Annotated in this window: 27 protein-coding genes; 11 read left to right on the forward strand and 16 right to left on the reverse strand. The window is 65.1% G+C overall.

Annotated features, from left to right (window positions below; all coding sequences use genetic code 11):
* Positions 1-24: 24 nt before the first annotated feature.
* From JQ603_RS12920 to JQ603_RS12935, 4 genes are all read right to left on the reverse strand, one after another.
* Positions 25-630, reverse strand: a complete 606-nt coding sequence (locus JQ603_RS12920; protein ID WP_212339833.1) for a K(+)-transporting ATPase subunit C — start codon at positions 628-630, stop codon at positions 25-27.
* Positions 631-689: 59 nt separating this feature from the next.
* Positions 690-2,804, reverse strand: coding sequence for a potassium-transporting ATPase subunit KdpB (gene kdpB, locus JQ603_RS12925; protein ID WP_212339834.1), 2,115 nt, complete (start codon positions 2,802-2,804; stop codon positions 690-692).
* Positions 2,805-2,828: 24 nt separating this feature from the next.
* On the reverse strand, positions 2,829-4,532 hold the full coding sequence (gene kdpA, locus JQ603_RS12930; RefSeq protein WP_212339835.1) for a potassium-transporting ATPase subunit KdpA: 1,704 nt from the start codon (positions 4,530-4,532) through the stop codon (positions 2,829-2,831).
* 112 nt (positions 4,533-4,644) lie between these two features.
* Positions 4,645-4,734, reverse strand: a complete 90-nt coding sequence (locus tag JQ603_RS12935; protein ID WP_018641117.1) for a K(+)-transporting ATPase subunit F — start codon at positions 4,732-4,734, stop codon at positions 4,645-4,647.
* A 611-nt stretch (positions 4,735-5,345) separates the two neighbouring features.
* Here JQ603_RS12935 and JQ603_RS12940 point away from each other — a divergent pair.
* From JQ603_RS12940 to JQ603_RS38295, 8 genes are all read left to right on the forward strand, one after another.
* The gene (locus JQ603_RS12940; RefSeq protein ID WP_212339836.1) at positions 5,346-5,810 is read left to right on the forward strand and encodes a hypothetical protein; all 465 of its coding nucleotides are present in this window, start codon (positions 5,346-5,348) and stop codon (positions 5,808-5,810) included.
* A 22-nt stretch (positions 5,811-5,832) separates the two neighbouring features.
* Positions 5,833-6,111, forward strand: a complete 279-nt coding sequence (locus JQ603_RS12945) for a hypothetical protein (protein WP_212339837.1) — start codon at positions 5,833-5,835, stop codon at positions 6,109-6,111.
* 132 nt (positions 6,112-6,243) lie between these two features.
* On the forward strand, positions 6,244-6,498 hold the full coding sequence (locus JQ603_RS12950) for a hypothetical protein (protein WP_212339838.1): 255 nt from the start codon (positions 6,244-6,246) through the stop codon (positions 6,496-6,498).
* A 24-nt stretch (positions 6,499-6,522) separates the two neighbouring features.
* On the forward strand, positions 6,523-7,440 hold the full coding sequence (gene dapA, locus JQ603_RS12955) for a 4-hydroxy-tetrahydrodipicolinate synthase (RefSeq protein WP_212339839.1): 918 nt from the start codon (positions 6,523-6,525) through the stop codon (positions 7,438-7,440).
* A gap of 81 nt (positions 7,441-7,521) precedes the next feature.
* A complete protein-coding gene (locus JQ603_RS12960; protein WP_245003561.1) occupies positions 7,522-7,863 on the forward strand; it encodes a hypothetical protein in 342 nt (113 codons plus the stop codon).
* A 110-nt stretch (positions 7,864-7,973) separates the two neighbouring features.
* On the forward strand, positions 7,974-8,162 hold the full coding sequence (locus JQ603_RS12965; RefSeq protein ID WP_212339841.1) for a hypothetical protein: 189 nt from the start codon (positions 7,974-7,976) through the stop codon (positions 8,160-8,162).
* A 17-nt stretch (positions 8,163-8,179) separates the two neighbouring features.
* Entirely contained in the window at positions 8,180-8,572 is a 393-nt protein-coding gene (locus tag JQ603_RS12970; RefSeq protein WP_212339842.1) for a hypothetical protein, read from the forward strand.
* A 90-nt stretch (positions 8,573-8,662) separates the two neighbouring features.
* Positions 8,663-8,791, forward strand: coding sequence for a hypothetical protein (locus tag JQ603_RS38295; protein ID WP_271585473.1), 129 nt, complete (start codon positions 8,663-8,665; stop codon positions 8,789-8,791).
* A 3-nt stretch (positions 8,792-8,794) separates the two neighbouring features.
* On the opposite strand, the gene JQ603_RS12975 is transcribed toward JQ603_RS38295, so the two are convergent.
* The gene (locus JQ603_RS12975) at positions 8,795-9,376 is read right to left on the reverse strand and encodes a TetR/AcrR family transcriptional regulator (protein WP_212339843.1); all 582 of its coding nucleotides are present in this window, start codon (positions 9,374-9,376) and stop codon (positions 8,795-8,797) included.
* Between the two features lie 86 nt (positions 9,377-9,462).
* Between JQ603_RS12975 and JQ603_RS12980 the strand changes: the two genes are divergently transcribed.
* From JQ603_RS12980 to JQ603_RS12990, 3 genes are all read left to right on the forward strand, one after another.
* On the forward strand, positions 9,463-10,203 hold the full coding sequence (locus tag JQ603_RS12980) for a crotonase/enoyl-CoA hydratase family protein (RefSeq protein ID WP_212339844.1): 741 nt from the start codon (positions 9,463-9,465) through the stop codon (positions 10,201-10,203).
* Positions 10,204-10,273: 70 nt separating this feature from the next.
* Positions 10,274-10,909 carry a uracil phosphoribosyltransferase gene (upp, locus tag JQ603_RS12985; RefSeq protein ID WP_212339845.1) on the forward strand — a complete coding sequence of 212 codons (636 nt, stop codon included), beginning with the start codon at positions 10,274-10,276 and terminating at the stop codon, positions 10,907-10,909.
* 33 nt (positions 10,910-10,942) lie between these two features.
* Positions 10,943-12,517, forward strand: a complete 1,575-nt coding sequence (locus JQ603_RS12990) for an AMP-binding protein (protein WP_212339846.1) — start codon at positions 10,943-10,945, stop codon at positions 12,515-12,517.
* A gap of 7 nt (positions 12,518-12,524) precedes the next feature.
* Here JQ603_RS12990 and JQ603_RS12995 read toward each other — a convergent pair whose 3' ends face one another.
* The 11 genes from JQ603_RS12995 to JQ603_RS13045 form a co-directional block, all read right to left on the reverse strand.
* On the reverse strand, positions 12,525-13,436 hold the full coding sequence (locus JQ603_RS12995; RefSeq protein WP_212339847.1) for a flagellin: 912 nt from the start codon (positions 13,434-13,436) through the stop codon (positions 12,525-12,527).
* A 12-nt stretch (positions 13,437-13,448) separates the two neighbouring features.
* Entirely contained in the window at positions 13,449-15,224 is a 1,776-nt protein-coding gene (flgK, locus tag JQ603_RS13000; RefSeq protein ID WP_212339848.1) for a flagellar hook-associated protein FlgK, read from the reverse strand.
* Positions 15,225-15,242: 18 nt separating this feature from the next.
* Positions 15,243-15,701 (reverse strand): flagellar protein FlgN, encoded by a 459-nt coding sequence (locus tag JQ603_RS13005; RefSeq protein ID WP_433996639.1) that lies wholly within the window; start codon positions 15,699-15,701, stop codon positions 15,243-15,245.
* A 15-nt stretch (positions 15,702-15,716) separates the two neighbouring features.
* Positions 15,717-15,977 carry a hypothetical protein gene (locus JQ603_RS13010; protein ID WP_212339850.1) on the reverse strand — a complete coding sequence of 87 codons (261 nt, stop codon included), beginning with the start codon at positions 15,975-15,977 and terminating at the stop codon, positions 15,717-15,719.
* A 3-nt stretch (positions 15,978-15,980) separates the two neighbouring features.
* Entirely contained in the window at positions 15,981-17,246 is a 1,266-nt protein-coding gene (gene flgE, locus JQ603_RS13015) for a flagellar hook protein FlgE (protein WP_212339851.1), read from the reverse strand.
* Positions 17,247-17,277: 31 nt separating this feature from the next.
* Positions 17,278-17,943 (reverse strand): flagellar hook assembly protein FlgD, encoded by a 666-nt coding sequence (locus JQ603_RS13020; protein ID WP_212339852.1) that lies wholly within the window; start codon positions 17,941-17,943, stop codon positions 17,278-17,280.
* A 268-nt stretch (positions 17,944-18,211) separates the two neighbouring features.
* Entirely contained in the window at positions 18,212-18,484 is a 273-nt protein-coding gene (locus JQ603_RS13025) for a hypothetical protein (protein ID WP_212339853.1), read from the reverse strand.
* Between the two features lie 159 nt (positions 18,485-18,643).
* Positions 18,644-19,072 carry a flagellar export chaperone FliS gene (gene fliS, locus JQ603_RS13030; RefSeq protein WP_212339854.1) on the reverse strand — a complete coding sequence of 143 codons (429 nt, stop codon included), beginning with the start codon at positions 19,070-19,072 and terminating at the stop codon, positions 18,644-18,646.
* Positions 19,072-20,754, reverse strand: a complete 1,683-nt coding sequence (gene fliD, locus JQ603_RS13035) for a flagellar filament capping protein FliD (RefSeq protein WP_212339855.1) — start codon at positions 20,752-20,754, stop codon at positions 19,072-19,074. The genes fliS and fliD overlap by 1 nt, the downstream gene beginning before the upstream one ends.
* 62 nt (positions 20,755-20,816) lie before the next feature.
* On the reverse strand, positions 20,817-21,641 hold the full coding sequence (locus JQ603_RS13040) for a flagellin (RefSeq protein ID WP_018641141.1): 825 nt from the start codon (positions 21,639-21,641) through the stop codon (positions 20,817-20,819).
* A gap of 144 nt (positions 21,642-21,785) precedes the next feature.
* Positions 21,786-22,484, reverse strand: a complete 699-nt coding sequence (locus tag JQ603_RS13045) for an RNA polymerase sigma factor (protein WP_212339856.1) — start codon at positions 22,482-22,484, stop codon at positions 21,786-21,788.
* Between the last annotated feature and the right edge of the window lie 499 nt (positions 22,485-22,983).

Consider the following 22,983-nt stretch of genomic DNA (forward strand, 5'->3'; position numbering starts at 1 on the left):
TCTGCGCGCCGCGAGCCTAGACTGCTACTTGGCTGCAGCGCGATCCAGCGCGAGGTTCAGCGCCAGTACGTTAACGCGGGGTTCGCCCAGCAGGCCGAGCAAGCGGCCCTGAACGTTGGCAGCCACGATCTGCTTCACAGCGTCCTGCGGCATATTCCGGGCCTTGGCGACGCGCGACACCTGGAATTCCGCCGCTTCCGGCGAGATGTCCGGATCGAGGCCGCTGGCAGAGGTGGTCACCAAGTCGACCGGCACGGGCGCGTTCGGATTTTCGCCCCTGAGCTTGTCCACATCCTCCTTCAGCCGGTCGGCCAGCGCCTTGCTGCTCGGGCCGAGGTTGGAGCCACCCGAATTGGCGGCGTTGTAGTGCGCCGACACCGTCTTGGTCGAATCATTCGGGTCCGGGGCCAGAGTCGCCGAGGGGCGGCCGTGGAAATACTTGTCCTCCTTGAACTCCTGCCCGATCAGCGCGGAGCCGATCACCTTGCCGTCTTTCTCGATCAGGCTGCCCTGTGCCTTGGCGGGGAAGATCGCGCCGGCAATGGCGGTCATCGCCAGCGGATAGACCAGGCCCGTGATGGCGGTGAGCACCAGCAAGAGGACGATGGCGGGGCGGATTTCTCTGAGCATGTTACGTCTCCAAAATCTTCGTCATCGTGCGGGACGCCGCGCGTCCCGCACGATGGCGATCAAGCCAGGTGCAAGGCGGTCACGACGAGGTCGATCGCCTTGATGCCGATGAAGGGAATGACGATTCCGCCAAGCCCGTAGATCAAGAGGTTGCGGCGGAGCAGCGCGCCGGCACCGACGGCGCGATAGGCGACGCCCTTCAGCGCGAGCGGGATCAGCGCAATGATGATCAACGCGTTGAAGATGATCGCCGACAGGATGGCGCTCTGCGGGCTCGACAAGCTCATGACGTTGAGCACGTTGAGCTGGGGATAGAACGCCAGGAACATCGCCGGGATGATCGCAAAGTATTTGGCGACGTCGTTGGCGATCGAGAACGTCGTCAGCGCGCCGCGCGTCATCAGGAGCTGCTTGCCGATCTCGACCACCTCGATCAGCTTGGTCGGGTTGGAGTCGAGGTCGACCATGTTGCCGGCCTCGCGGGCGGCCTGCGTGCCGGTGTTCATGGCGACGCCGACATCGGCCTGGGCGAGCGCCGGCGCGTCGTTGGTTCCGTCGCCGCACATCGCCACCAGCTTGCCCTTGGCCTGCTCGTCGCGGATCAGCTTGAGCTTGTCCTCGGGGGTTGCCTGCGCCAGGAAGTCGTCGACGCCGGCCTCGGCCGCGATGGCGGCGGCAGTCATCGGATTGTCGCCGGTGATCATGATGGTGCGGATACCCATGCGGCGCAGCTCGGCAAAACGCTCGCGGATGCCGCCCTTGACGATGTCCTTGAGCTGGATGACGCCGAGCAGCCTGCCGTCCTTGGCGACCGCAAGCGGCGTGCCGCCGGCCTTGGCGATCTCGTCGGCGATGGTCTGGATCTCGCGGCCGACCTCCGAGAGCCCGGCGGGCTGGATCGCGCGGGCGGCATTGCCGGAGGCAACCGCCAGCGGCGCGCCACCGCCGACATAGTTCAGCATCGCATCGACCGCGCCCTTGCGCACAGACGAACCGCCGGCATCGACGCCACTCATGCGGGTCTGCGCCGTGAACGGGATGAAGGTGGCACCCAACTCGGCCATGTCGCGGCCGCGGATGCCATACTTCTCCTTCGCCAGGACGACGATGGAGCGGCCTTCCGGGGTCTCGTCGGCGAGCGAGGCAAGCTGGGCGGCGTCCGCCAGCTCCTGCTCGGTCACGCCGCGAACGGGACGGAACGCGGTCGCCTGCCGGTTGCCGAGCGTGATGGTGCCGGTCTTGTCGAGCAGCAGCGTGTCGACGTCGCCGGCGGCTTCGACCGCGCGGCCTGACATGGCGAGCACGTTGAAGCGCACCAGGCGGTCCATGCCGGCGATGCCGATCGCCGACAAGAGCGCGCCGATCGTGGTTGGGATCAGCGTCACGAACAGCGCAACCAGCACGATCACCGAGATCGAGCCGCCGGCATAGGCCGCGTAGCTCGGAATGGTAACGGTGGCGAACACGAAGATGATGGTGAGGCCGGCGAGCAGGATGTTGAGCGCGATCTCGTTCGGCGTCTTCTGCCGCTCGGCGCCTTCGACCAGCTTGATCATGCGATCGATGAAGGTCGAGCCTTGCGCCGCGGTGATGCGCACGCGGATCCAGTCGGACAGCACCTGCGTCCCGCCTGTCACCGCCGAGCGGTCGCCGCCGGATTCGCGGATCACGGGCGCGGACTCGCCGGTGATGGCGGCCTCGTTGACGGAGGCGACGCCCTCGATCACCTCGCCGTCGGAGGGAATGGTATCTCCCGCCTCGACCAGCACGACGTCGCCGACCTTCAGGCTGGTGCCCGGGACCAGCTTGAAGGCCTGGCCGGCGCCGGTCAGGAGCTTGGCCTGGCTCTCGGTGCGGGTCTTGCGCAGCGATTCGGCCTGCGCCTTGCCGCGGCCTTCCGCAACGGCTTCAGCGAAGTTGGCGAACAGCACCGTGAACCACAGCCAGAGGATGATCTGGAAGGTGAAGCCGAGGCTCGCCCCGCCCGTGACGATGTCGCGCAGGAAGATCACGGTGGTGAGCGCGGCCACGATCTCGACCACGAACATCACGGGGTTCTTCACCATCAGCCGCGGGTCGAGCTTGGTGAAGGACGCCTTGATCGCGGGCAGCACGATCCTGGGATCGAGCATCGCCGACATCGGGGCGCGTTTTTGCAGTTTCATCGTATCCATGGAGGTCACTCCAAACAGTCAGAGTCAGAAGACTTGGCCGGCGTTCATCGCGAGGTGCTCGACGATCGGGCCGAGCGCGAGTGCCGGGAAGAAGGTCAGGCCGCCGATGATCAGGATCACGCCGACGACGAGGCCGACGAACAGCCCGCCGGTCGTCGGGAACGTACCCGCCGACGGCGGAATCGACTTCTTGGCCGCGAGCGAGCCCGCGATCGCCATCGCCGGGACGATCATGAAGAAGCGGCCGACGAACATCGCCGATGCGAGCGTGAGGTTGTAGAAGAAGGTGTTGCCGGTGAGCCCTGCGAAGGCCGAGCCGTTGTTACCGGTCGCCGAGGTGAAGGCATAGAGCACCTCGGTGAAGCCGTGCGGGCCGGCATTCGCCATCGAGGCGACCGCCGCCGGATAGACCACGCCGACCGCGGTCCAGCCGAGATACATCAGCGGCAGCACCAGGATCGCGAGCATCGCCATCTTGACCTCGCGGGCCTCGATCTTCTTGCCGACATATTCCGGCGTGCGGCCGACCATCAGGCCGGCGACAAAGATCGCGAGCACGACGAACAGCAGCATGCCGTAGAGACCTGCGCCGACGCCGCCGATGATGATCTCCCCTAACTGCATGTTGATCAGCGGGATCATGCCGCCGAGCGCAGTGAAGCTGTCATGCATCGCGTTGACCGCGCCGCAGGACGCCGCCGTCGTGATCACGGCGAACAGCGAGGAGGCGACGATGCCGAAGCGGACCTCCTTGCCTTCCATGTTGCCGCCGGTCAGGCCCAGAGCATGGAGCGTCGAGGTGCCGTTCGCTTCGGCCCAATAGGTGACGGCGACGCCGGCGACGAACAGGACGCCCATGACGGAGAGGATCGCCCAGCCCTGGCGCTGGTTGCCGACCATGCGGCCGAACACGTTGGTCATGGCCGCGCCGATCAGGAAGATCGACAGCATCTGCACGACATTCGACAGCGCGGTCGGGTTCTCGAAGGGATGGGCGGCGTTGGCGTTGAAGAAGCCGCCGCCGTTGGTCCCCAGCATCTTGATCGCAACCTGCGAGGCGACCGGGCCGACTGCGATGGTCTGCTTGGCGCCCTCGAGCGTCGTCGCATCGACATAGGCGCCGAGCGTCTGCGGCATGCCCTGCCAGACCAGGAACAGCGTGTAGACGACGCAGATCGGCAGCAGCACATAGAGCGTGGTGCGCGTGACATCGACCCAGAAATTGCCGACGGTGCGAACCGAGGCGCGCGAGAAGCCGCGGATCAGGGCCACCGCGAGCGCGATGCCGGTTGCCGCCGACAGGAAGTTCTGGTGCGTCAGGCCGAGCATCTGGACGAGATATGACAGCGTGCTCTCGCCGCCGTAATTCTGCCAGTTGGTGTTGGTGACGAAGGAGATCGCGGTGTTGAAGGAGAGGTCTTCCGCAACCGCGCCCTGCCCGGCCGGATTGAACGGCAACACGGCCTGGAGCCGCATCACGGCGTAGATGATGAGGAAGCCGCCGACATGGAACAGCAGCATCGCGACCGTATAGGTCAGCCAGTGCTGCTCGCGCCTCTCGTCGACGCCGGAGATCCAGTAGATGCCGGCCTCGATCGGGCGCAGCACCGGCGACAGGAACGTGCGCTCGCCGTTGAACACGCGCGTCATGTACCAGCCGAGCGGCTTGGTGAGCGCGACGATGATCGCGCAGTAGAGAATGATCTGGAGCCAACCGATCACAGTCATGGCATTAACCCTTCAGGCATTGTGTCCAGCGCAAAAGCGGCAGGAGCAGCGCAAGCAGGCCGGCGACGAGCACGGCGTCGGCCAGCAGCAATTCGACAAGCAGCAGCACGACTCAGAACCGCTCGGGCCGCAGCAGCGCGTAGGTGAGATAGACCAGGAGGCCGAACGAGACGGCGCCGGCAAGCGCGTAATCGAAGATCATGGCGCGCTCCGTCACAGCCGTTCGCAGGCGTAGGTGTAGCCGATCGCGAGGGCGAAGAAGGCGAAGCCCAGCGCCAGCATCAGAATGTCCATCATGGCGATACTCCTCAATACGAGACGATATCCGGCATTGCCTGTCTCCGGATTCCCGGTAGGCCGCTTGCTTCGAGCGAATGCAGCACGTGTCTCTCCGGCCGGGAACTTCACCGCGCTGAAGTGCCATTGCGCACATAGGTTTTCGAGATGAGGCCTATGGCGACGTTATAGGAATCTCATAAAGGCCGGCACGTCGTGCCATCCGCCATGCGACACCGACAACGCATTTCCGGGAGCACGCTCCGTGCAGGCGGTGCAGCGACGCAATCCACCGACGCCTTTGCCCTCCCTTGATACGGCAGGCCGCGCCTCAGGTCTTTTCAAAACGCCCTGCTTCCATAAGCCTCCACCTCGGCGGAGACGGTAATCCGGACTCTATCGGTCTGACCCGGAAGAATCCGGGCACTTATGAAATCCCTATATCTCTCGCCCGGTCCCCATCTCGTTTTCAAATGTCCTTCCAGCCATCTTGGAGAGGCCGGCCGACTGACCGACGCCACTTCCAGGAGGCCTGACATGACCGCTGCTCTCCGACGCATAGACCCACCTTCCCTCGCCCGGCAGCTTCGCGCGGCACCGGCAATGACGCGGCCGCTGATGCTCGAGATCGTCAAGTCCTGCCGGCGCCTCCCGTCGCTGGGCCAGGGCGAACGCAGGGCACGCGTCCAGCGCCTGATCGATGCGGAAGCCTGGACCGACGCGGCGCTGGCGCTGATGGAGTTCGAGCTGCCGCTGTGGCAGGTCCGCCGCATCGCCTATGACGAGGGCGAGTGGCATTGCGCGCTCTCGCGCGAGCGCGAACTGCCGGACTGGCTGGACGCCGCGATCGAGGCACACCATGGCGACCTCGCGCTCGCCTTGCTGTCGGCGTTCATCGAGGTGCAGGCGCTGGCCGTGGAGGTATCGCGGCCAAGCGTTCCCACCGTGCGCCCCGTCCCGGATTCGCTCTACGAGCCGGTTGCCTGCGAGAATTTCAGCTAAGCCAGCCGGACAGGTTCGCGCCTTGCCGCAATCTTCGAACACGTCGCGGGCTCTGAGCCCGGCGCGGGTGATCGCGCGCTTTGCCGTGCGCGTCGTCCTCCTCGGAGCCTTTGCGGCGTTCGGCAGCATCGGCTTCGGCCGCAGCCTCGCCGCCCTGCTCTGGATGTCGATCATCCTCTGCGCCGCCGTCGCGGTTCTCAGGCGCGAGCAGCTGTTTGGCGCCGTCCTCAATCATTGGGACGAATGCGCGGCATTCGGGGCGCTGTTCGCGCTGGTTCACCTTGTCAACGAGCAGAGCTGAACGGAACGCTTTATGAGCTTCCTATGAGATCGCCGCAGTGCCTCACTCGAAATCATATTCGCTTGAACAGATATTGATCGGACGGTTGCGGGCTCGCGCTCGCCACCGGCGTCAATCGGAAGGAATACATCCGTGAAACTCGTCGAACCTCCCTCGTGCAGCTCCCCTTCGACCATCGTCTTCATCGGCCGCAACCGCCGGGGACAATGGGTTGCGCAGGAGCAGAACGGCCTCTACGGCGGCCTGTTCGTCAGCCGCGCCCAGGCCGTCAAATACGCGCTGTTCGAGAACGGACAGCATCCCGAGACCATCGTCGAGCTGCCGCGCGAGCTCGAGCTCGACATGGGCAAGCGCCCCGACATCATCGTCTCGCAGCGCGCCGCCTGAGCCGGCGCCAACAGGCGAAAGACCATGTTCATCCCTCCCTCAGCCTGGTTCACCGGCTTCATTCCGGACCTGCCGACGCCGTTCAACGCGGCCGACGCGATCGATGTCGAGGCGTTCGCCGCGCTCTGCGAGCGCCAGGTCGCAGCCGGTGTGCCCGCAATCGTGGTCTGCGAGACGGCCGGAGAGGCGCCGACGCTCTCCCCGGCCGAGCAGGAGCTCGTCATCCGCACCGCGGTCGAGGCCGTCCGCGGCCGCGCGCGCATCGTCGCCGGGACGGTGTCGAATGCCACCAGCCACGCCATCGAACTTGCGCGGCGTGCGGAAGCGGCCGGCGCCGACGCCGTCATGGCGGTGGTGCCCGCCTACAACAAGCCGATGCAGGAGGGAATGCTCGCGCATTTCCGCGCCATCGCCGGCGCGATCGGCCTGCCCGTGATCCTGCACGACGTTCCCGCCCGCACGCTGCGCCCGCTCGCCGACGAAACGCTGCTGCGTCTCGTCGAGTCCCGCCAGTTCGTCGGCCTGTGCGACGCAAGCGCCGACATCACCCGCCCGATGCGTCTGAACCGGCTGCTGCCGGCCGGCTTTCGCCTGCTCTCCGGCGACGACGTCACCGCCTTCGGCACCATCGCAAGCGGCGGCGACGGCGCGATCTCGGAAGTCTCCAACATCGCCCCCGATCTGTGTCGCACGATCTTCTCGCAGGTCAGGCAAGGCCGCCTGCAGTCGGCACGTTACCTGCACAAGCGCCTCACCCCGCTCATCGCCTGCCTTTCCAAGGACAGTCCGGCGGCGGTCAAGAGCGCCCTGAGCGTGCTGGGTCTAATGTCGCCGGCGACAAGGCTGCCGATCGTGCCGCTGGACGCGGCCGCGCAGAGGGAAGTGGTACGCGCCTTCGCCGCGATCGCCGACGAGGAACTGATCGACAGCGTCGGCGCCTGACGCCTCGCGCCGCCGTTCGGATCTTGCATGCCTCCATCAATCGACGACCATCACAGGCTGCTCTGCGCCTGGCAACTGGCCATGCTGCGCTTTGCCGTAACGCGAAGCGATTCCGACCGGCTCAATGTTGCCGCGCTCGCAACCGAGCTCGATCGTCTTGGCAGCCGGCGCAGCGGCCAGGACTCGCTGCACTTCTTCCGACGCACCAGTTCCCATCTCTGCGCGGCCATCTGCGGCCAGCGGCAGGACGCGGCGGCGATCCTGGACTGCTTCTGCAAGCAGATCGACGAGCCGCGGCTACGGCTCGCCTTCGCCGCCGCCGTGGGGCTCGCGCGAGCGAAGCCGGCACGATCCAGACCGCAACCGAAACGCGACCCGAACCTCTTCAGGGGGCTGCCGGCGCGACCGCCGGCGCCTTTATGACTTTCCTATACAGCAGCCGCAGTGGTCACCTCGCAATCATACGCCGCGATGGTCATCATGGAAGGCAGATTGGAGCGGCCGTCTCGCCGCACCGGAAAAGGACTGAAGAAATGTCGATCCTGACACATGGCCTTGACCACCCCTTCGTGCCTGAGCATCCGGCCCGCATTTCCGAGGCACGCAAGACGCAGCTCAAACGTTTCGCCATCGGCGCGCTGACGCTGCTCTCGATGGGTAGCGCGCTCACCGCGCTGATCGCGCTGAGGACGGCAATCTATGTCTGGCACCTTCATGCCTGACCGGCCGGGAGGCCATCATGACCTTGCAGATGTGTGAGGAGGCCGCCATGGCCGCAATTGCCATTCAGGCTTCGCGTCACCAGGCCAACACCACGCATGGACCGGCATCGACGCTCAAGCCACTCGATCCGGATGTCGTCAGTGCCGCCATCCCCGCCTTCTTCATTGGACGCAACCGCGCCGGCCTCTGGGTGGCGCGCGAAGCGAATGGACGCGTCGGCGGTCTGTTCCTGTTCAAGAGCTCGGCGGTGGACTTCGCCAACCGCCAGAGCGCGCCGGCGCGCTGCGCCCTGGTGTTCCCCCTGGAAAGCTTCGAGCTCGACATCGAGAACCGCGGCAATCCCGTCATCGTGCTGGCGGAAGGAGCCAGGCGGCTTCTTACGCGCATCGTCGCAAGGCTGACGACATGATCGAACTCAAGATCGCCATCCTGGTTGCGCTGATGGGTGCATTGCTGCTCGGCATGCGCTTCGGTACAACGCCCGCCCAGGACAAGTAGCGTGCAGCTCCTGAAGGGAAATCTCGAGCACGCCGTCACCACGACCATCCTGACCATGACGCTGAGCCTGGTCTGGGGCGCGATCCTGACGATCGTGATCACGCTCGTCGCGCGCGGGTTTGGAGTCTAGCCCTCACCTCTTTGCTTCCGCCTCGATCAGCCGGGCCAGTTCCGCCGCCGTGACCTCGATCGGCCTGCCGCTGCGCTCGACGCGGGCCTGGATCAGCGCCCCCTGGAGCGCCGACGTGCAGAGCACGGCAAGCGCTTCCGCCCGCGGCCTTGCGAACCCATCCGCAATCAGCCTGTCGCGGAGAAGTGCGATCCGAGCCGCATAGGCCTTACGTCCGGCTTCCGCAACCGCGCGCTCGCGCGGTGCCAGCTCGAGCAGTACGGTCGTGATCGGGCATCCGTTGCGAAAGCCGGAGCCCCGCATCCACCCCGCCAGCAGCCGGGCATGGGCGCGCAGAAGCTCGCCGGTCGAGCCGCATTCTTCCGCAAGCTTTGCGACGGTTTCCGCCACACGGCGGCCGGCCTCCCCGACCGCCGCCACGGCGATCGAGGATTTTCCGTCGGGAAAGTAGTGATAGAGCGAGCCCTTCGGCGCGCCGCTGACGTCGACGATATCGTTGAGGCCGGTGCGGGCAAATCCTTGGCGGCGGAACAGCGTCACCGCAGCATTGATGATGGGTTGGCGGTGCTTTGGCACGGCCGGCATGGCGCTCTCCTTTCGGTCGAAAATTATATTGATTGGTCTACATCAACCTCCGACAGTCAAGACATGACAACGACAGGGAGAGGCAGATGCCTGAGGGAGTGACCTACGAGTTGAACGACTGCGTGGCCCGGATCGTCCTCGACGACGGCAAGGTCAATGTGATGTCGGCCGCGATGCTGGGCGGGATCGGCGCCGCCTTCGACCGCGCCGAAAAGGAAGCCGAGATAGTGGTGCTGCGCTCGGCGCGGCCGGGCATTTTTTCCGCGGGCTTCGACCTAAAAGTGTTCGCCTCGGGCGATGCCGCCAAAAGCCTCGAGATGGTCCGGGTCGGCGCGGAGCTTGCGCTGCGGCTGATGGCGTTTCCGCATCCGACCATCGGCGTGATGGAGGGCCATGCCTTTCCGATGGGGACATTCCTGCTGCTCGCCTGCGACGTCAGGCTGGGCGCGCGGGGGCCACACCGCATGGGACTGAACGAGGTCGCGATCGGCATCGCCCCGCCGAGCTTCGCCATCGAGCTCGCGCGCAGCCGCGTGCATCCGGCCTGGCTCAGCCGTACCGCAACGCTGGGCGAGATGTACAAGCCCGACGAGGCGCAGACGGCGGGCTTCCTCGACCGCGTGGTTGCGCCGGAGGCCATCGATGACGCCCTCGAGGAGATCATCGCGGTCTTGCGTGCGATCCACAAGCCATCACATGCGATCGCAAAGAAGCGCCTGCGCCAGCCGACCATGGATGCCATGCGGGCGGCGATCGACCGTGAATTGACCATGGCTGCCTATGAGGCAAGCAACCGGGCGCGCAGCGCGGTCGCGGTGCCTGCCTGAGGGGTCCGTATCCCGCGGAAAAAAGCCGCCCGATCTGGCGCAATTTCACGGAACCGTGTAGAGCGGTTTCATGAGCACAAGCAGCGTCAACGTCGTCGCCCACCCCCTGGTCCAGCACAAGCTCTCCCTGATGCGGGAGAAGGACCGCTCGACCAAGAGCTTTCGCGAGATCCTGAACGAGATCGGGATGCTGCTCGGCTACGAGGTGACGCGCGACCTGCCGCTGGAGCTGGTCGAGATCGAGACGCCGATCGCGGCGATGCAGGCGCCGAAGATCGCCGGCAAGAAGCTCACTCTGGCGCCGATCCTGCGCGCCGGCGTCGGCTTCCTCGACGGCATGCTGGCGCTGATGCCCTCGGCGCGCATTGCGCATATCGGGCTCTACCGCGACCCCGAGACGTTGCAGGCCGTGGAATATTACTTCAAGGCACCGCAGGACCTGTCCGACCGCACCGTGATCCTGATGGATCCGATGCTGGCGACCGGCAACTCGGCCTGCGCCGGCGCGTCCCTGCTCAAGGACCGCGGTGCCCGCGACATCCGCTTCGTGTGCCTTTTGGCCGCGCCCGAGGGCATAGCCAAGTTCCAGAGCGAACACCCCGACGTGCCGGTCTGGACCGCCGCGATCGACGAGCGCCTGAACGACCACGGCTATATCGTGCCGGGCCTGGGCGACGCCGGCGACCGGATGTTCGGCACCAAGTAGACAGGTTTGCGCGATCGGGTTACTCCGGTTGCCATGAGCACCGACGACTTTTCGCTGCAATCGCTGATCCGGATCGAAGACGCCGCCGATCCGGCCCTGGTGTTCGACGGCGTGCCGGTCTCACGCGCAGAATTCCAGGGGAAGATCGAGCAGACCGCGGCCTGGCTTGCGGCCCAAGGCATCGGCAAGGGCGACGTCGTCGCGGTCTGGCTGGTCAACCGGATCGAGTGGATCGCGCTGCTGTTCGCCGCCGCCCGCCTCGGCGCGATCGTTGCCGCTGTCAACACGCGCTACCGCGGCGCGGAAGTCGCACATCTGCTCAAGGTGTCCGGCGCCAGGCTGATGGTGGTCGAGGCGGCATTCCGCTCGATCGATTTTGCCGCCATTCTCGCCGATGTCGCCAAGGCCGAGGCGCCAGCACTGCAGAAGCTTGCGGTGGTCGGCGCGGACGCGATTTCGGCGCACTGGCCCTGCGTGCGGTTCGACGCGTTCGGCCGGTCTTATCCGGCCGCCCCGCCGGCTCAGAATGACATCGACCTGCCCGTGCTGCTCTACACGACGTCGGGTACGACCAAGGGGCCAAAACTCGTCGCGCATTCGCAGCGGACGCTGGCCACGCACGCGACCTCCGTCGCCAGGGCACTCACACTCTCGCCGCAGCGTCATTCATTGCTGGCGATGCTGCCGTTCTGCGGCACGTTCGGCATGACGAGCCTGCTCGGCTTCATCGCGGCGGGCGCGACCGTCCATGTGCTCGACGCCTTTGAGGCCGCGCCGGCGCTGAAGATCCTCGAAGCGCAGAAGATCACCCATTCGTTCGGTTCGGACGAGATGTTTCGCCGCATCCTCGCCCTTACCGATGCACCGCGGCCGTTTCCGCATCTCGAACTCTGCGGTTTCGCCGCGTTCCAGCCCGGCTGGCGCGAGCTGGCTGCAGAGGCCGAGGCCCGCGGCCTGCCGCTGTTCGGCCTCTACGGCTCGAGCGAGGTGCAGGCGCTGTTCTCGATTGGCCGTGCCAGCGACGCCTTTGCCGATCGCATCGAGGGCGGCGGCTGGCCGATGTCGGCGGAGGCGAAGGTGCGCATCCGGGACACCGAGACAGGCGAGCTCGCGGCCCACGGCGTCTCCGGTGAGATCGAGATCAGCGCGCCCTCGCGCTTCCTCGGCTATTTCAACAATCCGGATGCGACACGCGACGCGATCACCGCCGACGGGTTCTTCCGCACCGGCGACATCGGCCGGCTGCGCGGCGACGGTGCCTTCGTCTACGAGACCCGCGCAGGCGATGCGATGCGGCTCGGCGGTTTTCTCGTGGCGCCCGGCGAGATCGAGGACGAACTCAAGTCCTGCCCGGGTGTTGCCGATGCCCAGGTCGTCGCGGTCGACCTGAAAGGCCAGGCGCGCTGCGTCGCCTTCGTGATCCCGACAAAGAAGCCGCCGCAGCAGGAGGCTCTGACCGCGCGTCTGCGCGAGCGGCTCGCCGGCTACAAGGTGCCCGCGAGGATCTATCTCGTCGACGCCTTCCCCGTCACCGACAGCGCCAATGGCGTCAAGATCCAGCGCGCCAGGCTTCGTACCATGGCAATGGAGCGCATCGCCGCCGAATGAGCCCGTCCTATTTCAGGTAGCTCGCGAGATTCATGCTCAGGATCTTGCCGAGCGCCGAATAGGACGCGGTGAGCTGCGTCTGGTAGGTCGAAAGCTGCGCCGTGATGGCGGCGACGTCGACGCTGGTGAGGTCGTTCGAGAGCGTCTCGGCATAACTCTTATAGTCGGTCTGGCGGGCGCTGGCGGTCTCGATCGAGGACGCGGCGCTGGAGAGCTTTGCCTGCACCGCCGCGGTGTCGTCGAGGGCCGTGCTGGCGAGATCCAGCGCGCTGGTGATGTCCGAGGACGACAGCGTGGTGCTGTTGGCCACGAACTTCAGCACACGCATCACCTCCTCGAATGCGGAATTGTCGGCGGTGACGCCGTAGGACACGGTCTCGTCGGCCGCAACCCGCACCGATGCAATCTCACTGTCGCCATTGTAGTAGCTGGTGTCCGCCGTGGTCGTCGAGCCGGTGCCGGTTGAAAAGGTCGTGAGATCGACCGGGGCCGTCTCCGTCTTGCCGCCGGCGAAGACGTACTGGCCGTCATATTGCGTATTCATCAACGAGCCCATCTGCTCCATCATCTGCTGGGCGGAGCCGATCACCGAATTCACCTCGGTCGAACTCCCCGTCGAGGCGGCGCTGAGCTGGGAGCGGAGCTGGGTGAGGATGTCGGTGACCGAGCCGACCGCCGAATACATCACCTGGACCTTGCTGTCGGCGAGCGTTGCGGCATCGATATAGGACTGCGCGCGCGTCACCGAGACCTGGAGATTGACGACGTGCTGAGCATCGGAGCCGTAGCCGCCGAAATCGGTCGAGACGACGCCCGAGGATTCCTGGATCTGCTTGTTGGCCATGACCGACTCCACGCGCATGGCGTCGGCGATCATCCTGTTCGACTGGGCGAAGGTGGCAACCCGCATCGCGACCATCCGCGTGCCCTCTTACGTCGACTGCACGGCGGTGAGCAGCGCCGAGTACATGGAGTTGATGGCCTGGATCAGGGCCGAAGCCGCCGAATATTTGTTCTGGAGCGTGCTGAGATTGGCCGATTCTTCGTCGAGGTTGACGCCGGACTGCGACGACAGCGAATTCGCGTAGGTCGACTGCGCCGTCTCCTTGGAGGTGTAGTCGGCCGACGCCTGCGAGGCCTTGCTCGAGACATCGGACACGATGGCCGAAGCGTAATCGGCCAGCGACCCCGTGGTGGCGGCAAGGCCGCCGGTCGACGCGAAGGTCCGCGAGTCCGTCAACGCGTCGTAGAAGGCATTGATCACGGTGGCGGAGCCCGAGGACAGCACCGTGCTGCCGACCGTCAGCGTCGACGACGAATCCAGCGTCGCGAGCTGCAGCTCGTTCGTTCCGGACAGGATCTTGCTGTTGACCGCGATATCCGCCGCGCTCGTTCCCGTCACGAGGTCATTGAGGCCAAAATACTCGGAAAATCCCTCGCCGGAGCTCCCCACCGAGCTCGACATCTCGTTGATGGCGACCCCGTTCCCGGAGCCGGTCGCGGTGATCGAGAGATGGCCGTCCGCATCGACCGACGCGGACAGGCCCGAGATGCCGTTGATGGCGGTGACGAGATCGCCGACCGTGGCATAGGACGACAGGTCGAGATCGCTGTAAGAGACCAGGTTGCCGCTCTGGTCGGTGACGGCAAGGCGCACCGTGCCGGTGGCCGACAGCGCCATGCTGCTGGTGACGGATGTCGTGCCGGTCAGGCTCGTCGGCGCGGGCACCGAGGAGGCGCTATTCGAGACGCTGTTCATCGCCGAAGCAAGCTGCTGTGCGAGCTGGTCGAGCTGCGACTGCGCGTCCGGCAAGGTGTCGTCGCGGAGCGTGATCAGCGCCCCGATGTCCCCGCCGGTGATCTGCGAGGTGATGTCGACGCCGTTCACCGTGATCGCGCTGAAGCCGCTCGACGACGAGCCGGCCGAGTAGGTCGTCGCCGCCGTCACATTGGCGGCGGCGGTATAGCTGATCGTGTGCGCGGACGAGTCCACCAGCGCCTGGCCGGACGTGGTGTAGATCTGGAGATCGCCGTTCGATGCCGTGAAATAGCTGATGTTCATCTTCGAGGCGAGATCCTGGAGCGCGGTGTTGCGCTGGTCCTCCAGGTCCGCCGTCGACTGGCCCGCCGCCGCGGTCTGCTTGATCTGGGCGTTGAGATCCGCGATCTGCTGCAGGTCCGTGTTGACGTCGTCGATCGAGGACGCGATGTCCTGGTCGGCGTCGGAGCGCAGCTTCTGGATCCCGCTCGATGTCTCCCGCAACTGGCTTGCGACGTCGTCGAGCGCGCTGACGACGTTGGATTGCAGCGAGGCGCTGCTCGGCGTGCTCGCCAGCGACGAGAGCGCCGATTCCAGCGATGCAATGCTGTTGGCGAGCGAGGTCCCGGACGAGGAATCGTCGCTGCTGCTGATCGAGCCGTAGAGCTTCTGGAGCGACGTCAGATAGGTGTTGGTGGTGTCGGCCGCGCCGAGGTCGGAATCCGCACCGACCAGCGACTTCAAGAGTAGCTTGTCGACCGTCGAGGTGATGCCCGTCACCGTGACGCCGGTGCCGACGCCGTTGGTGACGCTGCTCGACTGGCTTGCGGACTTCTTGGTATAGCCCGTCGTGTCGGCGTTCGAGATGTTCGACGACGTCACGCTGATCTGCACGGACGTCGCCGACAATCCGCTGAAAGCGATCGATCGTGCGATATCGAGTGACACGGCGGGCTCCTCGAACCGTCAGGCGCTGCGGCTGGTGCCGCTGGAGACCGCCCGAGCGGCGGCGACGCGGCCGGAGGCACCATAGGGCGACACCGCGGCAATCTGCTCGCGGATCGCCTGCATCACCGCCTCGATCCGGCGGTTGCTGGCTTCGATCGCCGCGCGCAGCCGCACCAGATTCTCGTCCATCGCCACACGCAGCTTCAGGATCTTGTCCATCAGCTGCTCGCGCAGGACGAGGTCGCGCACATGCAGGCTGGTCGAGCCCGCCGCGCATTCGGCCACCGTCCGCTCGAACATCTCCGCCAGCCGGTTCTTCTCGTCGACCTGTTTCAGGCGCGAGGCAGGCAGGCCCTTGGCGAGCTCGGCATTCTCCTCGGCGACAAGCGCGGTCAGCGTGTCGATCAGCGTGATCAGCGACTTGATCCTGACGTCGCCATTCGCAGCGTTCGTCATCTTGGCCTGGGCTACACTCATGGTCATCGCCTTCTTCTAGTTATGCCGGTTGCCGCGGCGGACTTGCGAGCTGCGCAAATACGCACCGATCGCGGTCGCCCTGACGGTTGCCTGCCTCATCTCGCCCTCGATCTCCGCGCATTCCCGCAGGAGACCGCGGCGTGTCGTTTCGACGTCGTCGAGCAGGGCGAGGAGCTGCTTGCGGTCACGGCCCCTGACGGTCGCGGCCCGCGCCAACAGCCGCTGCATTCGGCGCAACAGCGCTTCGCCGGCCGCGTTTGCCTTTTCACCGGCCATCGCTCACCTCATCGCCGAGATCAGGGTGTCGTACATCTTGTTGACGGTGGAGATGACCTGGGACGCGGCGGAATAGGCCTGCTGCGCCGAGATCATGCTCGAGAACTGGCTCGAGGTATCGGTGGTCGAGGACTCCAGCTCGCTGCCGTAGATCGTGCCCGCGCCGTTCTCGCCGGAGCCCTGCAGCGAGGCATTGCCCGACGTAACGGTCGCCGAATAGAGTCCGTTGCTGGACGCGGCGAGCCCGTTGGGATCGGCAAAGGTCGCAACTGCGATCTTGTAGATCGCAATGGTCTCGCCGTTGGAATAGGTCGCGTTGACGAGGCCGTCGTCGCCGATCGAGATGCTCGACAGCTTGCCGTAGGAGAGGCCGTCCGAGTCGATGCTGGTGACGTTGACCGACGGCGTGGTCTCGCCGGAGGCATATTGCGTCAGGCCATCGGTGCCGCCGACCGTGCCGAGATCCATGGTGATCGTGCTGTCGGCCGCGCCGTCGGTCCAGCCGGTGATCGAGACGGTTGCCGGGTCCGGGCTGGTGCTCGCCAGCGAGCCGTCGCTGTTGAAGGTGATGTCGATCGTGCCCGAGGCGGTGCCCGTCGCGGTCGTGGTGTCCGAGGTCGAGGTCGGATTGGCGAAGCTCGCGCTCCAGGCGTTGGTGCCGGTCTTGGTCCAGGTGATCTGCATCGTATTCGCCGCGCCGAGCGAATCGTAGACCGTCATCGAGCTGGTATAGGTGTCGCCTGTGGCGGCATCCGACGGCAGATTGGCCGCAATCGTGGTCTTGGTGGTGGCGCTGCCGCTGGTCGAGGCGATTTGGGTGTTGATGGCCTCGAGATTGCTCGCCGATTCGCTGCCGACGACATTGCCGTCCGCATCGGTGCGCCAGCCCTCGAGATAGCTGCCGCTGTTCTCGAGATAGCCGGCATTGTTGATCGTGAAGGCGCCGTTGCGGGTATAGGACGTGATGCCGCCGGACGTGGCACTGGTCACCACGAAGAAGCCCGAGCCCTGGATCGCGACGTCGGTGGCATTGGAGGTCGCGGCGAGCAGGCCCTGCTGGGTGATGTTGGAACGGCCCGAGACGGTGACGCCGCCCGACGCGTAGGAGGTGGTGTTGCTCGAAGCCGTCACGAGCGCGTCGAACATCGCCGACGTCGTCTTGTAGCCGGTCGTATCGGAGTTGGCGATGTTGTCGCTGATCATCGACAGGGACTGGCTCTGCGCACTGAGCGCCGAGATCGCCGAGGACAATGCACCGGTGAGACTCATGATGAAACTCCTAGAAAAGCAGGCCTTGAGATCAGGACGTGACGCCGAGGATGTTGGCGGCGCTGACGGCGACGCCGTTCACCGTCAGCGAAGGCGTGGACGTCGAGGTGTCGATGCCGGTCACCGTGCCGGTGACGGTCGTGTAATTGAGGACCGAGTTGCCGGCGCTATCAGTCGCGGTCACCGAGATGGTGTACTTGCTGCCGTCGGAGAGCTGATTGCCGCTTGAATCCTTGCCGTCCCAGGTGAAGGTGTTCGAGCCCGAGTTTCCCGTGCCGGTGCCGGTGTAGACGACGTTGCCGGAGGAGTCCGAGATGCTGATCGAGACGTTCGAAGCCGCCGAGGACAGCGAATAGCCGAACGTTGCCGAGCCGTTGCTCAGGGTCGAGGTGTCGGTCTTCGCCTCGACGGTGTGGCCGATATAGTTCACCGAGTTCAGCGTCACGAGGCTCGAGAACGAGCTCGCGAGCGAGGACATGTTGGAGTTGATCGACTCCTGCTGGGTGAAATTGGCGTAGGAGGTGAGCTGGTTGATGAAGTCGGTGGTCGAGGTCGCGTTCAGCGGATCCTGGTTCTGGAGCTCGCTGACGAGCAGGCTGAGAAAGTCGCTCGACGTCAGCGACGAACTCGATGACGTGCTCGACGACGACGTCGTCGTGGTCGCGGTCGTCGCTGAACTTACGGCGGAAACGGTCATCAGAAACTCCGCTTTCTTGCGCGGTCGGCGAGCCGGTGTCGGGTCGCGGCGCTTGAAATCTGTGTGCTGATGAAACGCGTGGACGCGCGGATTCAGGCGAGGATTCGCGCGTGAGAAAATGGCTTTCGACACGGCAAAATCTGCCGCGTGCGCGTCTTAAAAGAGCGGTGAGTTCAAGGTGATTTGCATCGTCGGTGACGCTGCGCTCGCTCGCTCCGCAAGCGGGGAGAGGCGAAGCAAGAAACGAGTTCTAGTCGAGAGAGGCCGTTCAGCTCTCCGCCGTCTCGCCTTCCGTGCGCGGCTCGGCGGTGTCGCCTTTCATTTTCGCAGCAGCAGCGACGATGCGGTCGGCGAGGCCCTTCGGCGCACGGACCGGGGGCGCAGTAAGCGCCTGGCGCAACGCGCGCGCTTCGTCCAGCAGGGCCTGCGCGGCGGAGGATTGCGCCAGCAGCGCTTCGGCGGGCAAACGCCGGTCGTCGGGCCAGAGGGAGAGATCCTCGCCCAGCCGATCGATCAGTTCCTCAAACTCGGTGACGTCCATCGCCCGCCGATCCCGCCTCGGTCAGGCTCGTCATAAAGCATTGCAGGCGCGGCGGAAACCGGATTTCAACGGCCTCGGGCGCCAAAAGCGCCCGCGGCGCTACGGAAAGCGGTGGAAACGGCACCCTGCCTTCCCCGCGTCGCGGAGGAGCAGGCGTCGTCAGCCCTTGCGGGCCGAATCGGCTGGCCCAGGCTTGCCGCTCCGCACGGTCGTGTCGACGAATTCCCAGGCCTCCCGCAGCTCGGTCAGCCCGGCGATGATGCGGCCGAAACTTTGGCGGGCGTGCGGACGGCCATAGGACTTGAGGCTCGCCAGGATCATCGCGTTGTAGGTCTGGAACAGACGCTCCGCGACGTCGCCGCCTTTGGCGAAGTCGAGGTTGTGGCTGAGCCCGCGCAGGATCGCGGTCGCCTTCATCAGGTAGTCGTGCCCTTCCTCGAAGCGCCGCGCCTCCTGGGCCGCCAGCGATTTCTGCAGAAACGTGATCGTGCCGCCAAGCAGCATCGAGACCGCCTTGAGCGGCGGCACGGTCGTCGCCGTTCCCCGATAGGCCTGGTTGGCCATGTACGCCATCGGATTATGCATCATCAATCACTCGAGCTGGAATTGAGCAGGGCCTTGAGATAGTCGAGCGTGCTGTTGGCGCTCTCGATCGCGGCCTGGTACTTCGCGTATTGCGTCTGGAGCTGCGACTGCAGCGTCGAGGCCGCGCTGTTGATGTCGTCGACCTTCTGCTGAAGCTCGTCGTCGCGGTTGGTCAGGCTGGTGATCTGCGTTTGCAGCGCGCCTGACGACGACGAATAGTTCTTCGCGATCTGATAGATCTGCGATGCAATCCCGGTGGTCGAGGTCACCGTGATCGACTGCGAGGTCGAACCGCTATAGGTGAAGGCCATACCGGCATAGATCGAGCCGGAGGCGCCGATGATGGTGGTGCCGCTGACCGTGAACAGCGAGGAATCGCCGCCGACCGAGGCCGCGGTGAGATTTCCGTCGGAATCGACGGTGAGATCCAGCGTGAAGGATTGCGGCGACGTCCCGGTGTTGACGACGCTGAGCTGGCTCGACGACGTCGTGGTCTGCGCCGACAGCAGCTTGGTCACGCCGCTCAGATTGGTGCTCAGGATATCCGACAGCGTCGAGGTGTCGAGCTCGAGCTCGTTCTTCTCGTTGAAGGACAGGCCGAGATCGGCCATGGTCATGTCGCCCACGGTGCTGTTCAGGGCGTTCTGGAGCGCATCCATGATGTTGCGCATCGTGCCGTCGCCGAACAGGACCGCGCTTGAATCCGCTGTGCCGTCGGTTGCGGTCGCCTGCTGGGCGACGACCTCGTCGCGAAAGGCGTTGTAGTTGGTGACGAACGTCTCCAGCGCCGATTCGATCTGGCTGGTATCGGTCTCGATGCTGATGTTCAGCGAGGTTCCGTCCGGCGTCGCCTGGAGCAGGCTGAAGGTGACCCCGCTCAGGACGTCCGAGATGTCGTTGGTATCGCGGGTCATCGAGATGCCGTCGAGCGTGAACTCGGCCGACTGCGCCTCCTGGATGACGTTGGTGAAGCTGCCCGAGCTGTCGGTCACGCCGAGCTCGTTCATGATGTCGTCGCCGGACGTGCTGGAATAAGTGATATCGGCCGCATCCTCGGTGCCGGTCAGCACCATCTGGTACGACGTGCTGGAGACCTGCACGATGGAGGCCTGGACGTTGGTCGTCGAGGTCTGTGCATTGATGGCATCGACGACGTCCTGCAGCGACATCGTGCTGGTGACGGTGATGTCGGACGTAGCACCGCCCGAAAGGCCGATGGAAAACGTGCCGGAATAGCCGAGCTCGTCGGTCTGGCTCGATTGCGCGGTGCCGGAAACCTTGTGTGCGGTCGCGAGCTGACTGATCGTCAGCGTATGGTCGCCGATCGCAGCCCCGTTCTTGATCGTCATGGAGAGCGCCGACGAGGCGCTGACATCGCCGGTCGAGCTGATGCTCGCGGCGCGCGTCGCGAACGCGCTGCTGGAGAGCGAGTTGACCACCGCGGTCGAGAGCGACGACAGGCCCGAATACAGCGTCTGCAGATCGGTCTGCAGCGTCTGATAGGCCGAGATCTTGGCCTCGTTGTTCGTGATCGTGGTCGAGATCGTGTCCGCCTGCGCGGTTTTCGCGTCGACTGCGGACTGGATCAGCGCGGACCAGTCGATGCTGCTCGAATTGGTCGTCCCGCTCGTGGTGACGGTGACGCCGGAACTTGTGCTGCTGCTGGTTGAGCTGACGCTGGTCACTTTGCCTGACTATCCCCTGGCAGAGAGCGGGCCGGCGTCATGCCGGCCCGCCCGGATCATCATCAGCCCAGCAGCTTGAGCAGGTACTGCGGCATCTGGTTCGCCGCGGCCAGCGCCGAGACGGCGGCCTGGGTCTTCACTTCCGCGGACGAGAGCTTGGACTGCTCGGCCGCGATGTCGACGTCCTTGATCGCCGAATTCGCGGACTGCAGGTTCTGGGTCTGGGTCGAGATCGAGTCGGCGCTGAAGTTGAAGCGCGATTCCTGGGCGCCGATGCTGGCGCGGGCGGCGGAAACCGTATCGATCGCCGTATCGAGCGTGGTCAGTGCCGAGGTCGCATCCGACAGCGTGCTGACGTCCAGCGAGGAGACGCCGAGCGAGGATGCGGTGAGGCTGGTGAGCGTGATCGTGATGGTGTCCGAGCCGGACGAGCCGACCAGCACCGAGACGCCCGAGGCGAACACGCTGGAGCCGTCGAGCAGGCTCTGGCTGGAATAGCGGGTGCCGGACGCGATCGAGTCGATTTCGCTCGTGAGCTGCGTGAATTCCGAGTTGATGTAGGCGCGGCTGGAGTCGGTCGTGGTGCCCGAGGCGGACTCGGAGGCGAGCGACTTCATGCGGGCCAGAATGTCGGAGATGTTCGAAGCGCCGCCATCGGCGGTCTGCAGGATCGCGGTCGCCTGCGAGGCGTTGGTCGCGGCCTGCTGCAGGGTGGTGACGTCCGAGGAGATGCGGGTCGAGATCGCAAGGCCGGCGGCGTCGTCGGACGCGGAGGTGATGCGCGAGCCGCTCGACAGCTTCGAGAGCGAGCTGGTCTCCTGCGACGAATTGATGTTGAGGTAACGGACCGCGGCGTTGGCGGCGGTATTGGTATTGATTGCGGGCATTGAAAGCTCCTGTGCTGATGGGCATGGCGTGCCGCATCGTGGAAATCGACTTACGACGACGCGGACCGCAGCCCCGTCCGTTCGCTCAAACGGCGGAGCGCAGAGAGATCAGGCGCGGAAAATTTTGCGGCGTGAATTTTATGGTTAGCAGTCGGTAAACGCGGTGCGGATGTCGCGTTCGTGCTTGCGCAGCAATTGCCGGAGCTGCTGACGCCCGCGCTTGAGCAGCGACTCCACCGCGGCGACCGTCGTGTCCATCACCTGGGCGATCTCGCCGTTGCTCATGTTCTCGTGGTACGAGAAGATCACCGCGATGCGCTGCTGCTCGGGCAGGCGCTGCATCGCGAGCTCCAGCATGTCGTTCAGCTCGTTGCGCTCGATAATCTCGACGGCGCCGGGCTGGCCGTCGGCGACTTCCGGCACCGTCTCGACGTTTTCATTGCGCGGCTTGCGCCTGATGTCGATGCAGCGGTTGGAGATGACGCGGTAGAGCCAGGTCGAGAACTTGGCGCGGCCGTGCTGCCAGCGACCGCGATGGCTCCAGACCTTGAGCATGGTGTCCTGCACCACGTCCTCGGCGTCCGCCGCGTTGCCGACGATGCGCAGGGCGATCGCATAGGCGCGATCGATGTGACGCTCGACCAGCATGCGGAACGCCGCCTCGTCGTCGGCAGCGAGCCTGTCCAGCAGCTCGCTGTCTTCGTCGAAGACGACATCGTCGGCAGCGGGCGCGCTGTCCGGCGCGAGCGGCACCGACGGCGTCACCTGCACGACCGCATCGACCGGCGCCGTCGTCGTGATCTCGGCCTCGGCGGGAGCCCAGACATCAGCAGCGTAACTCATCCCGCAACCTCCAACCCGCAACGCCGGCGGCGCACATGCCACACGGCTTCCAGGCGTTGAACGGGCCACCAAAACGATCCAGGCGGAGAATTTTTGTTATTTTTCAAGATGTTAGCCGGTCGTTTTTGCCGAGTGTCGGGCAATAATTGCCGACCGCGCGATCATCTCGCGCGTCACACCTGCAATCATCACATCGTCTCGCGCCATGGCGGATCATCCATCCTGAACAGATGTCGTGGAGAGAAAACGCTGACATTACGCAGCACTAGGCGATCGAACGCGACACGCGCGCAGCGCATCAAGACGCGATTGTTTCCGAGTGTGAATGAACGCGAGACGACTTCCGCACCCGGCAATTTTTTCCGAATCACCTTTTTCGAACCTAGCGATTTTTTTGAATCTGTCAGTCGCTGCGAATGCGATTTTGAATCGCGCGTGAACTTTTTTCGCGCGTGCGGCGCCTGACTCGTCAAATGCGCACGTTAATCGTCCTGGTGGA

The sequence above is a fragment of the Bradyrhizobium liaoningense genome (assembly GCF_018130825.1).
GTDB lineage: Bacteria > Pseudomonadota > Alphaproteobacteria > Rhizobiales > Xanthobacteraceae > Bradyrhizobium > Bradyrhizobium liaoningense_B.

What these genes read in the sequence shown, in the direction of transcription:
- JQ603_RS12920 (WP_212339833.1), bottom strand. Translation starts at nt 630, where the DNA reads ATGCTCAGAGAAATCCGCCCCGCCATCGTCCTCTTGCTGGTGCTCACC.
- kdpB (WP_212339834.1), bottom strand. Translation starts at nt 2,804, where the DNA reads ATGGATACGATGAAACTGCAAAAACGCGCCCCGATGTCGGCGATGCTC.
- kdpA (WP_212339835.1), bottom strand. Translation starts at nt 4,532, where the DNA reads ATGACTGTGATCGGTTGGCTCCAGATCATTCTCTACTGCGCGATCATC.
- JQ603_RS12935 (WP_018641117.1), bottom strand. Translation starts at nt 4,734, where the DNA reads ATGATCTTCGATTACGCGCTTGCCGGCGCCGTCTCGTTCGGCCTCCTG.
- JQ603_RS12940 (WP_212339836.1), top strand. Translation starts at nt 5,346, where the DNA reads ATGACCGCTGCTCTCCGACGCATAGACCCACCTTCCCTCGCCCGGCAG.
- dapA (WP_212339839.1), top strand. Translation starts at nt 6,523, where the DNA reads ATGTTCATCCCTCCCTCAGCCTGGTTCACCGGCTTCATTCCGGACCTG.
- JQ603_RS12960 (WP_245003561.1), top strand. Translation starts at nt 7,522, where the DNA reads ATGCTGCGCTTTGCCGTAACGCGAAGCGATTCCGACCGGCTCAATGTT.
- JQ603_RS12965 (WP_212339841.1), top strand. Translation starts at nt 7,974, where the DNA reads ATGTCGATCCTGACACATGGCCTTGACCACCCCTTCGTGCCTGAGCAT.
- JQ603_RS12970 (WP_212339842.1), top strand. Translation starts at nt 8,180, where the DNA reads ATGACCTTGCAGATGTGTGAGGAGGCCGCCATGGCCGCAATTGCCATT.
- JQ603_RS12975 (WP_212339843.1), bottom strand. Translation starts at nt 9,376, where the DNA reads ATGCCGGCCGTGCCAAAGCACCGCCAACCCATCATCAATGCTGCGGTG.
- JQ603_RS12980 (WP_212339844.1), top strand. Translation starts at nt 9,463, where the DNA reads ATGCCTGAGGGAGTGACCTACGAGTTGAACGACTGCGTGGCCCGGATC.
- upp (WP_212339845.1), top strand. Translation starts at nt 10,274, where the DNA reads ATGAGCACAAGCAGCGTCAACGTCGTCGCCCACCCCCTGGTCCAGCAC.
- JQ603_RS12990 (WP_212339846.1), top strand. Translation starts at nt 10,943, where the DNA reads ATGAGCACCGACGACTTTTCGCTGCAATCGCTGATCCGGATCGAAGAC.
- JQ603_RS12995 (WP_212339847.1), bottom strand. Translation starts at nt 13,436, where the DNA reads ATGGTCGCGATGCGGGTTGCCACCTTCGCCCAGTCGAACAGGATGATC.
- JQ603_RS13005 (WP_433996639.1), bottom strand. Translation starts at nt 15,701, where the DNA reads ATGAGTGTAGCCCAGGCCAAGATGACGAACGCTGCGAATGGCGACGTC.
- JQ603_RS13010 (WP_212339850.1), bottom strand. Translation starts at nt 15,977, where the DNA reads ATGGCCGGTGAAAAGGCAAACGCGGCCGGCGAAGCGCTGTTGCGCCGA.
- flgE (WP_212339851.1), bottom strand. Translation starts at nt 17,246, where the DNA reads ATGAGTCTCACCGGTGCATTGTCCTCGGCGATCTCGGCGCTCAGTGCG.
- JQ603_RS13020 (WP_212339852.1), bottom strand. Translation starts at nt 17,943, where the DNA reads ATGACCGTTTCCGCCGTAAGTTCAGCGACGACCGCGACCACGACGACG.
- JQ603_RS13025 (WP_212339853.1), bottom strand. Translation starts at nt 18,484, where the DNA reads ATGGACGTCACCGAGTTTGAGGAACTGATCGATCGGCTGGGCGAGGAT.
- fliS (WP_212339854.1), bottom strand. Translation starts at nt 19,072, where the DNA reads ATGATGCATAATCCGATGGCGTACATGGCCAACCAGGCCTATCGGGGA.
- JQ603_RS13040 (WP_018641141.1), bottom strand. Translation starts at nt 21,641, where the DNA reads ATGCCCGCAATCAATACCAATACCGCCGCCAACGCCGCGGTCCGTTAC.
- JQ603_RS13045 (WP_212339856.1), bottom strand. Translation starts at nt 22,484, where the DNA reads ATGAGTTACGCTGCTGATGTCTGGGCTCCCGCCGAGGCCGAGATCACG.